The 15,191-nt window shown below is 28.8% G+C and carries 10 protein-coding genes; 5 read left to right on the top strand and 5 right to left on the bottom strand.

Translation table 11 applies throughout. The annotated features are described in order from the left end of the window. Window positions 1-17 precede the first annotated feature (17 nt). The 4 genes from ACNG5D_RS07855 to ACNG5D_RS07840 are packed head-to-tail and all read right to left on the bottom strand — an operon-like array spanning window position 18 to window position 6,338. Window positions 18-2,426: a GumC family protein gene (locus ACNG5D_RS07855; RefSeq protein ID WP_418182948.1), complete on the bottom strand. Its 2,409-nt coding sequence runs from the start codon at window positions 2,424-2,426 to the stop codon at window positions 18-20. A gap of 6 nt (window positions 2,427-2,432) precedes the next feature. Then, entirely contained in the window at window positions 2,433-3,209 is a 777-nt protein-coding gene (locus tag ACNG5D_RS07850; protein ID WP_418182947.1) for a polysaccharide biosynthesis/export family protein, read from the bottom strand. A gap of 43 nt (window positions 3,210-3,252) precedes the next feature. Continuing rightward, window positions 3,253-5,211, bottom strand: a complete 1,959-nt coding sequence (locus ACNG5D_RS07845) for a polysaccharide biosynthesis protein (RefSeq protein ID WP_418182946.1) — start codon at window positions 5,209-5,211, stop codon at window positions 3,253-3,255. Further along, on the bottom strand, window positions 5,208-6,338 hold the full coding sequence (locus tag ACNG5D_RS07840) for a DegT/DnrJ/EryC1/StrS family aminotransferase (protein ID WP_418182945.1): 1,131 nt from the start codon (window positions 6,336-6,338) through the stop codon (window positions 5,208-5,210). Before ACNG5D_RS07840 ends, ACNG5D_RS07845 begins: the two co-directional genes overlap by 4 nt. A gap of 548 nt (window positions 6,339-6,886) precedes the next feature. Between ACNG5D_RS07840 and ACNG5D_RS07835 the strand changes: the two genes are divergently transcribed. The 3 genes from ACNG5D_RS07835 to ACNG5D_RS07825 all read left to right on the top strand — a co-directional run bounded on the left by ACNG5D_RS07835 (window position 6,887) and on the right by ACNG5D_RS07825 (window position 10,461). After that, on the top strand, window positions 6,887-7,861 hold the full coding sequence (locus ACNG5D_RS07835; protein WP_418182944.1) for a glycosyltransferase family 2 protein: 975 nt from the start codon (window positions 6,887-6,889) through the stop codon (window positions 7,859-7,861). Between the two features lie 38 nt (window positions 7,862-7,899). Then, window positions 7,900-9,417 (top strand): O-antigen ligase family protein, encoded by a 1,518-nt coding sequence (locus tag ACNG5D_RS07830; RefSeq protein ID WP_418182943.1) that lies wholly within the window; start codon window positions 7,900-7,902, stop codon window positions 9,415-9,417. Between the two features lie 147 nt (window positions 9,418-9,564). Continuing rightward, the gene (locus ACNG5D_RS07825; protein ID WP_418182942.1) at window positions 9,565-10,461 is read left to right on the top strand and encodes a glycosyltransferase family 2 protein; all 897 of its coding nucleotides are present in this window, start codon (window positions 9,565-9,567) and stop codon (window positions 10,459-10,461) included. A 54-nt stretch (window positions 10,462-10,515) separates the two neighbouring features. On the opposite strand, the gene ACNG5D_RS07820 is transcribed toward ACNG5D_RS07825, so the two are convergent. After that, window positions 10,516-12,345, bottom strand: a complete 1,830-nt coding sequence (locus ACNG5D_RS07820; RefSeq protein WP_418182941.1) for an Ig-like domain-containing protein — start codon at window positions 12,343-12,345, stop codon at window positions 10,516-10,518. Window positions 12,346-12,822: 477 nt separating this feature from the next. On the opposite strand from ACNG5D_RS07820, the gene ACNG5D_RS07815 reads away from it, so the two are divergent. Together ACNG5D_RS07815 and ACNG5D_RS07810 are read left to right on the top strand one after the other, a co-directional pair. After that, entirely contained in the window at window positions 12,823-13,806 is a 984-nt protein-coding gene (locus ACNG5D_RS07815; protein ID WP_418182940.1) for an SDR family oxidoreductase, read from the top strand. Between the two features lie 4 nt (window positions 13,807-13,810). After that, window positions 13,811-15,190 carry a nucleotide sugar dehydrogenase gene (locus ACNG5D_RS07810; protein WP_418182939.1) on the top strand — a complete coding sequence of 460 codons (1,380 nt, stop codon included), beginning with the start codon at window positions 13,811-13,813 and terminating at the stop codon, window positions 15,188-15,190. The last annotated feature ends 1 nt before the right edge of the window (window position 15,191 follow it).

The following is a 15,191-nucleotide window of genomic DNA, read 5'->3' as shown; positions in this document are numbered from 1 at the left end:
TTTTCTTTCTTTATTTTTTAGCCTTTTTTTAATTTTTTAAAAAAACTCTTTTTCTCTGGTGCTCCATAATAACCATATCTAGCTCCGTAACCAAAATTAGATTGTTTTACATCATTTACAACAAGCATCATGTTATTTAGCTTGTTTTCTGCATGTAATTCTTTTGCAAAATTTAGTATTTTCTTTTCTGTGTGGTCTGCCCTTGTTATATATATAGTATGCCCAGCATATTGACTAATCAGTAATGTATCCGTAACAAGCATTGATGGGGCAGTATCAACAATTACGTAATCATAATCTTTTTCAACAGAAGTAAATAAGTTTTTCATTCTATCACTCATTAACAATTCTGCAGGATTTGGTGGTACTTTACCTGAAAGTAATATATCTATATTTATGTTGTTAATTTTATAATTATTAATAGTTTCAGAAATACTAATGGAATTATCAGCTAAATATTCAGTTAACCCTATTTTTGAGGTTTTATTAATATTGTTGTTTTTTTTCTGATTAAATGCTGAGTAAATTTGAGGATTTCTTACATCTGCTCCAATAAGTAGCACTTTTTTTCCTGTATTAGCAACAGTTAGTGCCATATTTAAACTAAAAAACGATTTACCTTCTCCGTTAATTGTAGAAGTAATAAAAATAATATTATTATGCCTCTGATTATTTCTACTACGCTTTATAAAATCGAAATTAGTCCTTATTATTCTAAAAGATTCAGATAATATAGACCTATCGTTACTTTCTATTAATGTTTTATTACTATTATCAACTCTAGGTATTTCACCTAAAACCATGATACCTTTGGTGATTTTTTCTAAATCTTCTTTGTTATGTATTTTATTATCTAATAATTGAGATATAAAAATAATTCCAAAAGGTATACACAAACCAATAATTATTGATGCCAAAAAAGTTATTTTTCTATTTGGAGATACTGGAGAATAATTTGTATGTGCCTCGTCAATAATCTTAGCATTTGGTGAAGTAGAAATTAAAGAAATTGTTGCTTCTTCTCTTTTTTGCAAAAGATATAGATATAGAGATTCTTTAATACCCTGTTCTCTTTGTATATCTCTTGACTCTCTAACTTGACCAGGTACAGCATATATTTTAGAACTAATTTTTGCTGATTGATTTTCTAAACTTCTAATTTGTAGACCTACGGCTTCAGCAGAATTATCTAAACTTTGTTTCAAGCTACTCTTCAAGCTATGTAATTGTTGATCTAAATTTACTATAATTGGGTTTTTTTCGTTCGAACTTTTTAAAAGTTTGTCTCGGCGGTCTAATAATTCATTATATTTTGAAGCCATAGTATTTACAGAGCCATCAGCTAACCCAACATTACTAGGTATACGAGTTAGTGAATTATCGCTAATTTGGCTTTTCATAAAATTGATCATGCTATATTGTGTCTTGCTTGACGCTAAACTTTGTTCTGTTTGAGTACTCGCATTTAGATACAAATCAGCTTCAGACGTAATATCAGTTAACTTATTGCCAGTTTTAAATTGTTGTATTTTGTCATCTGCCTTAGATAAATCGGTTGCAATTAAATCAATTCTCTTATTTATAAAATCAGCTGTATTATTAGATTTTAAGTTTTTCGCTTCAATTGATGTAAAATTATAATGATTTATTAAAGTGTTAATTATAGCTTTAGCCTTATTTGCTACAGCATCAGTTAAAGATAAATTTATTACCTTAGAAAGTTCTGATGTTTGAGAAATACTTATTTTGTTTTTGTAATGTTCTGCTAAACTTTCAAGAGGCCTTATTTTAACATAAATAGTTTGTCCTACTAAGTTATCTATTTTTTTAATATCTGGTGTTAACGTTATAGGGCCAATTGGAGTTGAAAACTCTTTTCCGAAAGAATGTTTTTTTATTACTTCTTCTTCAGAAGATTTTGGAGTGTAAATAAACTCAAAACTTGTTGCAGAAGTAATTAGTACACTAAAAGTAAAACTAGACTCGTGTATTTTATTTTCAGCATTATCGAATGTTATTTGAACAGGCGAAGTATCATTAGGGAAATATTGAGTATCATGAAACCTACCTTTAACAAAAAATTGTAAATTTAAATCTAAACTATCTACAACTCCTTTCATCAACTTTCTAGATTTTAAAATTTGAATTTCATCTTCAATTTTTTTACTCTCTGAATTTGAAAACTGTCCTAAATCTTTAAGCAATAATTCTGCAGGATTAGAAACACCACTATCTTCAACCAACATTATTTTGGCGTAAGCATTATATTGCGGTATAGCATATCTAAGTTGAAAAAAGGCTAAAGTAAAAAACACGATACAGCTTAATACAAACCATTTCCAATGTTTTAGATAAGATAAAATTATCTTTTTTATATCAATTTCGTCTTGATTACTAGAAAGAATATTTTTGTTGTTGTTTTCCATAAACTTCTACCTTCTCGTTACAAATATTAAAGCTGTTGTAATTAAAAAAGATGAAATACTAATTATAGTGCCTATTCTAGTATCTCCAGAAGCACTACTTCTTGCTGAGTTATTAGGCTCTACATAAACAATATCATTCTGAGTTAAATAATAAACAGGCGAATTAAACAATTCTTTATTAGTTAAATTTATTCTAGTATAGGTTTTTGTACCATTAAAGTCTCTTATAACCATTACATTTTCACGTTTGCCTTTAATAGTTAAATCTCCTGCCAATGCTATAGCTTCTAGAATGGTTATTCGCTCACCAGAAACATCATACCTTCCAGGTCTTTGAACCTCGCCAACTATGGAAACTCTAAAGTTTAAAATTCTAATATTAATTATCGGATCTTTTAAGTAGACAGATAATTTTTCTTTAAATAATTCTTGAGCTTCTTGAACAGATAATCCTAACAATTTAATTTTGCCTAATACAGGATAGTCAATATTACCTTCTATATCAATTAAATATTGAATTAATTGAGGCTGTCCAGAGTTACCAGAGCCTTCGATAAATAAATTGAAAGGTTTTACAGCTTCTAAATCAAATGTAGAAACAAATATACTAACAATATCATTTACTTTAAATTTGGGTGTGAATGTATCTGTATCGACAATGGTTTCAAAGTCTTTTGCATTTTGAAAGTATACAACTTCTTTTTTACTTACACAAGATGAAAATAAAAAGAGTTGAATTATGAAAACAAGTGTAAACTTAAATTTATAACAATTAAATTTCATTTTAAATAAATTTGGGGGTAAAATACGAGAATTTAAATGAATTTTATCGAACAGATTTAAAAACTTTAGATTCTTTTGAGTTAGAACGACTTAGGCCTTTAGCTTTTTTATATACTTTAACTCGAGTATCAAATTTTTCGTATTCAGAGTTATTTGATTTATACTCAGGTATTAAACTTTTCATTTTCATTACAATATTATTGTTTTGAAAACGGTTTGTAATACAAAGTGCTTCTATTTCAGACTTTACATTTACATAATCCAATTCTCTTGTTTTACTTATCAATATTTTTTTATGATAAGTTGATAATGTGTTTTCACCGTTAGCTAATAATTCTTCATATAATTTTTCTCCTGGTCTTAAACCTGTAATTTTAATATCAATATCCTCAGGGTATCTTAATCCAGAAAGTTTAATCATATTTTTAGCTAGGTCGTAAATTTTTACAGACTCACCCATATCGAATATAAATATTTCTCCTCCTTTCCCCATGGTACCAGCCTCAAGAACTAGTTGAGAGGCTTCAGGTATTGTCATGAAAAAACGAGTTATATCTTTATGAGTTAAGGTTAAAGGGCTACCTGCTTCAATTTGTTTTTTAAATAAAGGTATTACTGAACCATTAGATCCTAAAACATTACCAAAGCGTGTTGTAATAAACTTTGTTTTACTTTCTTTTTGTAAACAACTTATATACATCTCAGCCATTCGTTTTGTAGCTCCCATAACACTAGTTGGGTTTACTGCTTTATCTGTTGAAACAAAAACGAATTTTTTAACATTATAACGTGAGGATGTGTCGGCCAATAATTTTGTTCCGTTTACATTTATTTTAATAGCTTCATAAGGCGACTTCTCCATTAATGGAACATGTTTATAAGCGGCGGCATGAAAAACCATTGTTGGTTTATGAGTTTGAAAAATAGAATCAATTCTCAATCCGTCTCTAATATCAGCAACGATAGCTGTATAATTATGCTTTTTATCACGTTTTAAGTCTTGTTGAACATCATATAATGCAGACTCTGCTTGATCAACAAGTATTAAATGTTTAACATCAAAATTTGATAATTGCTTAACTAACTCACTTCCAATAGACCCAGCAGCTCCTGTGACAAGTATTGTTTCTCCTCTAAATTCATTTAATAAATTAGGGTTGTCTATTTCAATTGGTGGTCTTCCTAATAAATCTTCAATTTGTACCTGCTTAATTTGCTTAGTACTTAACTCTCCATTTATCCACTGTTCTATTGGAGGAACTTTTGTTATTTTTACTTCAGATTTTGATAAATTATCAACTAACTTCAATAGTTTATTTGTATCAGTATTATTTACAACAATAATTTCATCAATATTATTTGAAGTCACATAAGTTTCATTCAAATTCTTAAATGATAAAACTGGCACACCATTAATATGTTTTCCGTTTTTATCAATAGTATTATCAACAAATGCTAAAATGTTATAACTTGTATTCTCGTTACTTAATAACGCATTATATGTTATTATAGCCGAATCTTTTGTGCCATATATCAATACTCGTTTCTTTAATAGTAACTTACATTTTAAATACTTATAAGTCATTTTAAAAAGCAATCTGCTTGCACTTAAAACAACAAAACTTATTAAAGCATGAATTACAATTATTGAGCCTGGAATTGTAAATCCAGGAATAATATTCGTAATCCTATTTGTCAAAACAAAAGCACTACATATAAATGCAAATAAACATATTGATTTAAAAACATTTACAACATCGGTAAAACCTGTATGTCGTATAACGCTTTTAAAAGAACCAATAATTAAAAAACTTACAATTGAAACCATTAACACAAATGGAACTTCAACGAAAAACTGGTTTAGATCAAAATTTAAAGTAAAATTAAACCTTATAAAATATGCTAAAAAAAAGGCTGATAATATTAAAGCTAAATCAATAGCTAAAACAAGCCATTTAGATGCATACTTTTGAGAGTAATAGGCAAAGTAGTTATTTATCATAATTTGAGGGTATTAATAATGTTTTCAAGAATTCTTGTTAAATCATCCTTAGTTAAATCAGACCCGCTAGGTAAACACAATCCTGTGTCAAATAGCCTTTCTGAAACTCCGTTTGTAAAATGCAGATAATCTTTAAAAATAGGCTGCATATGCATTGGCTTCCATAATGGTCTGGACTCTATATTATCTTTAAGTAGTTCTAATCTAATTTTTTCTCTTAATTCGTAAGAATCTGTTTTAATACAAGTTATCCATCTGTTTGAAAACAAACCTTTAGGCTCTTGTAAGAAGGTGATTTCTTTATATTTAGCCAAGTGCTTTTGGTAAAATTCAAAATTTTGTCTTCTAGCTTTCACTCTATCATCAATCACTTCCATTTGCCCCCTACCAATACCTGCTAAAACATTGCTCATTCTATAGTTAAAACCTATAGACGAATGCTCATAATGTGGTGCATCATCTCTTGCTTGAGTCGATAAAAAAACAGCTTTTTGCTTTAACTCTTCTGAGTTTACAACCAAAGCCCCTCCACCAGATGTGGTTATTATTTTATTACCATTAAATGATATAATACCCATATCTGAAAGTGTACCACATTTTTGATTAAAATATGTACTCCCTAAGGCTTCTGCACTATCTTCAATAACTGGAATACTATATTTGTTTGCAATTGCATTAATATCTTCAGCTTTATAAGGCATTCCGTATAAATGAACAGCAATTATGGCTTTAGGTTTTTTATACTTTTCAATTCTATCTTTAATTGCAATTTCCAATAATTCAGGAGACATATTCCATGTTTCAGACTCACTATCTATAAATATAGGTGTAGCTCCTTGATATAAAATTGGATTTGCTGAAGCAGAAAATGTAAAACTCTGGCACAATACTTCGTCTCCTTTAGAAACATTTAATAATTGAAGCGCTAAATGAATTGATGCTGTACCAGAACTTAAAGCAGCAACTTGTTTGTTTTGTCCTAAATACTTTTTTATATCCTCCTCAAAACCATTAACATTAGGTCCCAAAGGCGCTATCCAATTTGTATGAAACGCTTCATTAACAAACTTTTGCTCTGCCCCACCCATATGAGGTGATGATAAATATATTTTTGTTTTAGTCAACATTAAAAATTATAATTCTTGGTTAGTTTTTGGTATAAGTTAACATGCGTAACAATTAAGCTACGTTTATATGAGCATAAATAAAATTTAAATGATTCCCTCTTCTTATACATTAAACAAAACTAATTTCTATTAATAATTAAATTTAATTTATATAATAAAAGATTTAAAATATTAATAATCCAAAATACACTCTAAGTGTTAATAAATTATAAATGAGAGTTTAATAAAATATTTTTTAATCTTTTAAATAATTAAATTAATGTGCTACTAATCAATTCAATTTTGTTTACGGTGTAAATTTAATAATTGTTTTAATGCAACCAGAGGAGAATAAAGTTATTTCGCTAAAAGAGTGATTAAAATCGGTTAAATACATGATTAAATTTAAATACAGAGAAAACCAAGCATGTTGTCGAAAAAGCTGTACTTGTTAAATCATAAAAACCTTTTGTTATTACATTTGTTTTTAATTTTCGTATTATGTTTCTTACTATTGTATTTTACTATTTATCACATTTATAATGATTTACAATTAAACCCCCTACAAAATGATAGAAAAAAAAACAAATAGCCCAAACAAGAAGCAAACAAAAGTTGCTATTATCTTACCTTGTTATAACGAAGAAGAAATTTTAAACTATTCATCTGGAAAACTATTAGGGTTGCTAGATTCATTAAAACAAGATCAAATTATAACAGGCTCTAGTTACCTATTGTTTATTGATGACGGAAGTAAAGATGAAACATGGAACATAATTAATAGTCTGTCTGAAAAGCACAATAACATAAAAGGTGTGAAGTTGTCTAGAAATTTCGGGCATCAAAATGCTGTTTTAGCTGGTTTAGAAGTAGCATATCTAGAAACCGATTGTCTTATTTCTATAGATGTTGACCTTCAAGATGACATAAATGTAATTAAGGACATGATATTAAAATATCAAGAAGGGAATAAAATTGTTTACGGAGTTAGAAATGAAAGGGCTACAGATACTTTTATAAAAAAGAATACGGCACTAATGTTTTATAAACTTATAAAAGGGTTAGGTGTAGAAATTGTTTACAATCACGCAGATTTTAGGTTAGCGAGTAATGATGTCATTAAAAACCTTTTTAAATTTGATGAAGTTAATTTGTTTTTAAGGGGTATGTTTCCGTTAATTGGTTTTAAATCTACTAATGTATACTATAGTCGCTTAGAGCGAACAGCTGGAGAATCTAAATACCCATTCAAAAAAATGTTAGCCTTTGCTTGGGAAGGCATTACTTCTTTTAGCATAAAGCCTTTACGATTAGTTACAAGGTTGGGGATGTTGGTTTTTTTTATAAGTATTTTGCTTGCATTTTACTCCTTGTACTCATACTTTTTTAAAGACACAGTTCCTGGTTGGACATCTATCACACTTCCTATATACTTTATTAGTGGTATACAATTGCTTAGTATGGGCGTTTTAGGCGAATATATAGGCAAAATATATAAAGAAACTAAAAAACGTCCTAGATTTATTATAGAAGAATTAATTTAAAAATAAACTTTATAATCAACTAAATTATTTTTTAAATTATGAAAGCACATTTATTAATAAATAATCTCAATATTTATTTACAAAATCTAGACTTTAATAGTTTTATAGAAAGAATAAAATCTTGGCATGTAATAATAATAATTCTATCTATTTATTATTTAGGTTTTATACCTAATGATAATGAAGAAAATTATTTACAATTAGCCAAAGCTTTTGTTAACCCCGAATGGATTAAAGATTCGTTTATATTTTCAGAATCCTCTGGTGCAAGAATATTATATCAATATATAGTTGGTTTTTTTCTAAATTATTTTTCATTTGAAACGGTAACAATTTTATTCAGACTCATATTAATTACTTTATACGCCTTTGTATTAAGCAATATTTATAAAAAAATAAAATGTTCTAATTTATGTATAGCAGTTCATTTAGTATTTCTATTTATAGATAATCAATCCTTTTTTGGCGGTTCTTGGATGCTAATAAGTGTAGAAGCTAAAGGGTTTGCTTACTTATTTGCCTTGTTAGCTCTATACAATGTTTTAAACAAAAAAAATTATTTAGCAATTTTATTTCTTATTATAGCTACATACTTTCATATTTTGGTTGGTTTTTATATGTTTTTTTATCTTATTCTAACCATGATTACATTAGATAAAATTACTATAAAAAATATAAAAAGTATTGTACTTAAAGGGCTTTTATATACTATAGCAATTTTACCATTTGTAATTTACCTATTGTCTTCAATGCATGTAGACCCTAATTTAAAACCAAATTCTGATTGGATATATACATACTACAGAAACTCGCACCATACTGCAATTTTTAAATCTTTAGACTATTTTCTTCACAATCACTTATTTGGTGTAACGTATGCTGTTTTTGGTTTAATATTTTTAATATCCTTAAAAACACAAAAAAAACAAAGTTTTGAATTAAATGTTCTGTATAATTTTGCAATAATTTCTTTATTTATCACATTATTAATAATTCCGCTTTCGTATTTTGATAAATCAGGAACCTTTTTAAAATATTACCCTTACAGAATAAATACAGTTTCAACATTTATTTTAACAATGTTAATAGTAAGGTGGGCATTTAATGCAATTAATAAAAAACACTATAATAAAGTTTACTTTTTTGTGATTTTATTACTTTTCTTATCTATTTTACCTTTAACTTTATCTAGATTGAAGAAATCTGTTGAGTATTTAAAAACTAATCCTTTAGATGAAATATGTCAATACATTAACGAGAATACTGAAAAACAAGCCATTATATTTAGCCCAATAGAAGCTTATGATATGACTAGGAAAATGGAGCGCAGCAGGTTTGTTTTACATAAATTTGTTCCAGCAGACTTAAGTAAAATTCATGAATGGTATTATCGCGTTGAGGCTAAAGAGGTCGTTCTAAAGAATAGTGATTCTTTAAAACAGTTGACTAAAAAATATAGAATTGATTATTTCTTAAGTGAAAATAAACACAAAAAAGACCACCTAAATTTAATTTATAAAAACGAAAAGTATTTCTTATATAAGGTTGATCATTAATAATTATCCTTGTTTGCTTCAATCTAAAGGAAAAACTAAACATGTTATCGAAAAACCGTTAACTTATCTTTTTAGGTAATTTTAATCTAATATTTTTAACTATATTTTTTCCAATTTAATCAGATAAACAATTTCAACTAAAGCAAAATGAGTAAATATACTTTTACAGTTTTTACCGCTACTTATAATAGAGCAAATAAAATCCATCGTGTTTACGATAGCCTAAAAAACCAAACATTTAAAGATTTTGAGTGGTTAATTGTAGATGATGGCTCTATAGATAATACAGAAGATATAGTTAATAAATGGATTACTGAAGCAGAATTTCCAATTCGATATATAAAAAAAAGTAACGGAGGTAAGCATACAGCTTTTAATGTTGGTGTTGCAGAAGCAAATGGCGAACTTTTTCTACCTTTAGATAGTGATGATAGTTGTGTTCCTGAGGCTCTATATATTTTTAATGAAACTTGGCAAGCGATAGAAAACAAACAAAATTTTTCTGCTGTTACAGCTTTATGTCAAGATGAAAACGGTAAAGTGGTAGGCCAAAAATACCCCCAAGACATTTTTGATTCCGATTCTATTGAGTTAAAATATATTCATAACGTTAATGGAGAAAAATGGGGGTTTCAAAAAACTGATGTTTTAAAAGAATTTCCTTTCCCCGAACCTAAAGATTTAAAACTTTATCCTGAAGCAGTAATTTGGAGTAAAATTTCAAGAAAATATAAAACTAGATTTATAAATAAAACATTAAGAATATACATTCCAGGAGAAGATAGCTATACAACAGCTCCCATTAAAAAATTTGCTAAAGCATCCGCAATTTGGCACACCAGTATTCTTAATGATTGTATAGACTATTTTAAATATAATCCTATGGCTTTTTTAAAAACAGGTGTACATTATTCAAGATTTACGTTTCATAGTAACGCTGTATTTTTTAAAAATTTACATAATAATCTAGCAAGATTTATAGTTTTATTATCATTACCTGTAGCGATATTAGTATATCTTATGGATAATACTAGAAACAAATAAAAAAACTCAGAACTAAAGTTCTGAGTTTTTTTATTTAATCATAATTTATAAATATTAATTATCAACTAGGTTTAAAAATTCTTCAAGATCAGTATATCCATCGCCATCAGTATCATCTTTTCCTGTTTTAGATAAATCTCCATAGGTTCTTCTTTCCCATTCATCTGCCATTCCATCTCTATCTGTGTCATATCCAGCTGGGCGAGTATTTTCAGGAATTACTGGGAAATTTAAACTTAAGTAAGGCTCAGCTGCATACCATCTAGGAGTTATTCCGTTTGATCCATCTCTAACAGAAAAACTATCTTCACCGTTTAAGGCATCACTAATATAAAGTGTATCATTACTGTCTAGCCATTTAGTAACAGAGCCATCTGCATTTAAACTAGCATTAGCTCCAACATCTGCTAAAACATTTTGAAATGCTTCATTAGCATTATCTGGGCTTAATGGAAATTCTTGTGAAAAGCTATACGGTGAATTTGCTCTAAATCTTGATTCATCAGCAAGTTGATTTGATGAAAAATAATACCAAGCATTCCAGTTGTCCTCATTTGCTGCAGTAAAGCCTTCATAAATATTCCCTTCAGTATAAACCTTACTATCGAACCCACTTCCGTTAACACCTCCAATTTTATTAAAATAATGACCATTAATATTTGGTGGAGCAGCTTCGCTTGCACTTCCGGCTTTATAATAATTGTTTATATGATTAATTCTGCCAGAATTGTAAACAGAACTTAACCTTATTTGCCAGTTATATATAACATTATTAACTAATTCAAAATCACCATCTCCTGCAGTATTAGGCGTTCTATGCATGTGTTCTATTAAGTTTTGATGAAATGAGTATTGCCCAGCATTTCCTCTTCTATCATCGCTAACACCAGAACCTAGAATAACTCCAGTTTTACCTTCAGCAACAATACATTTTTGAATTGTGTGAGCACCCGCTTTAGTACCACCGTCCCAAAATAAAATAGATTCATCTCTACCATAAGATATAGAGCAATGATCAAGAATCAGGTCATCTTGACTCCAAGCAGCAATACCACTCATAGACATACTACCATCTTCCCTATCTTGTCGAAATCTAATATACCTAATAATTGTATTTTCTCTTGCTTTAAGTCGTTGCCCTCTAATAGTTATTCCTCCTGAAGGGGCAGTTTGACCAGCAATTGTACAATCTCTTTCGTTTGCTAAAGGCGAAAGTAATGTTATTGTTCCACTAACATCAAAAACAATTGTTTTTGGCCCTACAGTTTCACATGCTTCTCTAAAACTACCTGGTCCGCTATCGTTTAAGTTTGTAACATGTAATACCACACCTCCACGACCACCGGTTGCTTTAGAAGCAAAACCATATGCTGTTGGAAATGCTTTTAATTCTGTAGCAATATCATCAGGATTAGCCTCTACAGTTATGGTAACTAATGCTGTATCACAATTATCTGTATTTAGAGCATCGCAAATTGTATACTCAAAAGAATCGACTCCAGAAAAATTTGGATTCGGGGTATAAATTATAGTGTCATCTAAAATATTATTTGGTGTATCATTGTCATTAACTAATAAAGTTCCATTTGATGGGTTAGTATTAGACAACTCAACACTTTCTGGAATATTGATATCATTTATATGAAGTTCAATATCTACAGAAAGGTTTTCTGATGTAGTAAATTCATCATCAATCGTTTCAATTGGCGGTGCAACATCTTCGTTATCTGTATCTTCATTCTCTTCTTCATTTTCCTCGTCAGTTTCATCAGCAATTATTGTAGATTCTGCAACAAAAATTTCTTCATTATTGCATGAAGGTAACAACATCAAGAATAATAATAAAATAGTCAATGTTCTTAGGTTTAATCGTAGGTTTTTCATTTATTTATAGATTTATGGGGGGTAACAAATATATATACTTTTTAACGAACTTATGTGCTTTTCATCGAAAAAAAACAAATTTTACGTAAGAAAATTAATAAAAAATGTATTTTATCGATAAATTACGTATTTCATCCGTGTTTCAAGCATAAAGCTTTATATACGATTAAAAATTTGATTTGGATTATTTATAATTTTTTTTGCGAAAATAAGTAGTAAATTGAATAAAAAAAAGCATTGTTAATAACCTAGTAATAAAAAAAATAGCTAAGTGTTTATAAAATTAAAACAACCTATATTTAGAAGTGCTTACAAATAAAATTAAATGGTTATATAGCTTAAATTATCGATTAAATTAAACAAAAATAGAGTTATGTGGTTTTAATCGTAAAAAACATCAACTTGATATAATAATAGCTTAGGTTTAAATATTTTTTTACATATTTGCGACAGCTATTAATAACAAACCCCAATTTAATGTTTAAAAATCTACAAAACAAAACTGTATTAGTTACTGGAGGTGCTGGATTTATAGGGTCTAACCTTTGCGAAACACTTCTTTTAAACAATGTAAAAACAGTATGCTTAGATAATTTCTCAACAGGTAAGAGAGAAAATATTAAACCTTTTTTAGAAAACAATAACTTTAAACTTATTGAAGGTGATATTAGGAATATAGACGACTGTAACATGGCCTGTAAAGGGGTAGATTTTATTCTGCATGAAGCTGCTTTAGGTTCTGTGCCAAGATCTATAAACGACCCTATAACAACTAACGATGTAAATGTTTCTGGTTTTTTAAATATGCTTGTAGCCGCAAGAGATGCTAAGGTTAAACGCTTTGTTTATGCAGCTAGTTCATCAACTTATGGTGACCATGAGGCATTACCTAAAGTTGAAGAAGTAATAGGCAAACCATTATCACCATATGCCATAACTAAATATGTAAATGAATTATATGCAGATATTTTCCAAAACGCATATGGATTAGACACTATTGGTTTACGCTATTTTAATGTTTTTGGAAGGCGTCAAGATCCGAATGGAGCATATGCAGCTGTAATACCTCTATTTGTCAAACAATTTATAAACCATGAATCGCCAATGATTAATGGTGATGGTAGTTATTCTAGAGATTTTACATATATAGACAATGTAGTTCAAATGAATTTGCTAGCTATAACAACTGAAAATAAAAAGGCCTTAAATACCGTTTATAATGTAGCATTTGGAGACAGAACAACACTACTAGAATTAACTACATTATTAAAAAAGCATCTTTCAAAATTTGACAGTTCTATCAAAGACATTGAAATAAAACACCGAGAAAATAGAGTTGGTGATATTCCTCACTCGCTAGCTTCTGTTGAGAAAGCTAAAAAGCTGTTAAACTACAATCCTAAATATAATATTAATGATGGTATAAAAGAAGCCGTTAATTGGTATTGGAAACATTTATAGTTAGATGAAAATTACAAAAATTTGCTGCATTGGTGCAGGTTATGTAGGAGGCCCTACAATGGCAGTAATTGCTAAAAAAAACCCAAATATTAAAGTTACTATTGTTGACATTAATGCAGAGCGAATAGCAGCTTGGAATGATGAAGATTTATCAAAACTTCCTATTTACGAACCTGGCTTGGCTGAAATAGTTAAAGAAACAAGAGGTGAAAATTTATTTTTTTCAACAGATATTGATAAAAATATTAAAGATTCTGAAATGATTTTTATTTCAGTAAATACACCTACTAAAACTTATGGGAAAGGTAAAGGTATGGCTGCCGATTTAAAGTATGTTGAACTTTGCGCTAGAAATATTGCCGAAGTAGCAACAACTGATAAAATTGTGGTTGAAAAGTCTACTTTACCTGTAAGAACAGCTGAAGCAATAAAAAGCATTTTACATAATACGGGGGGTGATATAAATTTTCAAATTCTTTCAAATCCTGAGTTTTTGGCAGAAGGTACTGCTATTCAAGACTTATTAAACCCAGATAGAGTTTTAATTGGTGGCGAATCTGATAACGCCATAGAAAGCTTAGCCAGCATATATAATTCGTGGGTTGATGATGATAAAATATTAAGAACAAATATATGGTCTTCTGAGCTATCTAAGTTAACAGCAAATGCTTTCCTAGCGCAAAGAGTTTCTTCTGTTAACGCTATATCAGAATTATGTGAGCATACTGGAGCTAACATAAAAGAAGTTGCAAAAGCAATAGGTATGGATTCTAGAATTGGGTCTAAGTTTTTAAATGCTTCTGTAGGTTTTGGTGGTTCTTGTTTTCAAAAAGATATATTAAACCTAGTTTATATAGCTAGAAGTTATAACTTAAATCAAGTTGCAGATTATTGGGAGCAAGTTATTTTAATAAATGATTACCAAAAAAGACGTTTTTCAGATAGATTAATAAAAACTCTTTACAATACTGTTTCTGGAAAAAAAATAACATTACTTGGTTGGGCATTTAAAAAAGATACTAATGACACCAGAGAATCGGCAGCTATATACGTCGCCGATCATTTATTAAGTGAGCAAGCAAAAATTGCTGTTTACGACCCAAAAGTTTCAAAAGAAAAAGTCTTAATAGACATAAACTATTTAAATACTAGGACTGAGGAAGAAAACCATAACAATATTAGTTACGAAACAACTCCTTATGAAGCCTCTAAAGGAGCTCATGCCATTGCCATAATGACTGAATGGGATGAATTTGTTAGTTACGATTGGGAAAAAATATATAAGCATATGAAAAAACCCGCTTTTATATTTGATGGAAGAAATTTATTAGATAAACAAAAAATGAATACCATTGGATTTGAATACTATTCAATTGGCCAATAAT

Source organism: Algibacter ulvanivorans, assembly GCF_048381495.1.
In the GTDB taxonomy this organism is placed as follows: Bacteria; Bacteroidota; Bacteroidia; order Flavobacteriales; family Flavobacteriaceae; genus Algibacter_B; species Algibacter_B ulvanivorans.
The sequence above is the reverse complement of the archived record's forward strand: the minus strand, read 5'-3'. Positions and strand labels throughout refer to the sequence as shown.

Excerpts from the sequence above, each read along its gene's own strand:
- ACNG5D_RS07810 (WP_418182939.1), top strand. The coding sequence starts at position 13,811 with ATGAAAATTACAAAAATTTGCTGCATTGGTGCAGGTTATGTAGGAGGC.
- ACNG5D_RS07840 (WP_418182945.1), bottom strand. The coding sequence starts at position 6,338 with ATGTTGACTAAAACAAAAATATATTTATCATCACCTCATATGGGTGGG.
- ACNG5D_RS07830 (WP_418182943.1), top strand. The coding sequence starts at position 7,900 with ATGAAAGCACATTTATTAATAAATAATCTCAATATTTATTTACAAAAT.
- ACNG5D_RS07855 (WP_418182948.1), bottom strand. The coding sequence starts at position 2,426 with ATGGAAAACAACAACAAAAATATTCTTTCTAGTAATCAAGACGAAATT.
- ACNG5D_RS07825 (WP_418182942.1), top strand. The coding sequence starts at position 9,565 with ATGAGTAAATATACTTTTACAGTTTTTACCGCTACTTATAATAGAGCA.
- ACNG5D_RS07820 (WP_418182941.1), bottom strand. The coding sequence starts at position 12,345 with ATGAAAAACCTACGATTAAACCTAAGAACATTGACTATTTTATTATTA.
- ACNG5D_RS07835 (WP_418182944.1), top strand. The coding sequence starts at position 6,887 with ATGATAGAAAAAAAAACAAATAGCCCAAACAAGAAGCAAACAAAAGTT.
- ACNG5D_RS07845 (WP_418182946.1), bottom strand. The coding sequence starts at position 5,211 with ATGATAAATAACTACTTTGCCTATTACTCTCAAAAGTATGCATCTAAA.
- ACNG5D_RS07815 (WP_418182940.1), top strand. The coding sequence starts at position 12,823 with ATGTTTAAAAATCTACAAAACAAAACTGTATTAGTTACTGGAGGTGCT.
- ACNG5D_RS07850 (WP_418182947.1), bottom strand. The coding sequence starts at position 3,209 with ATGAAATTTAATTGTTATAAATTTAAGTTTACACTTGTTTTCATAATT.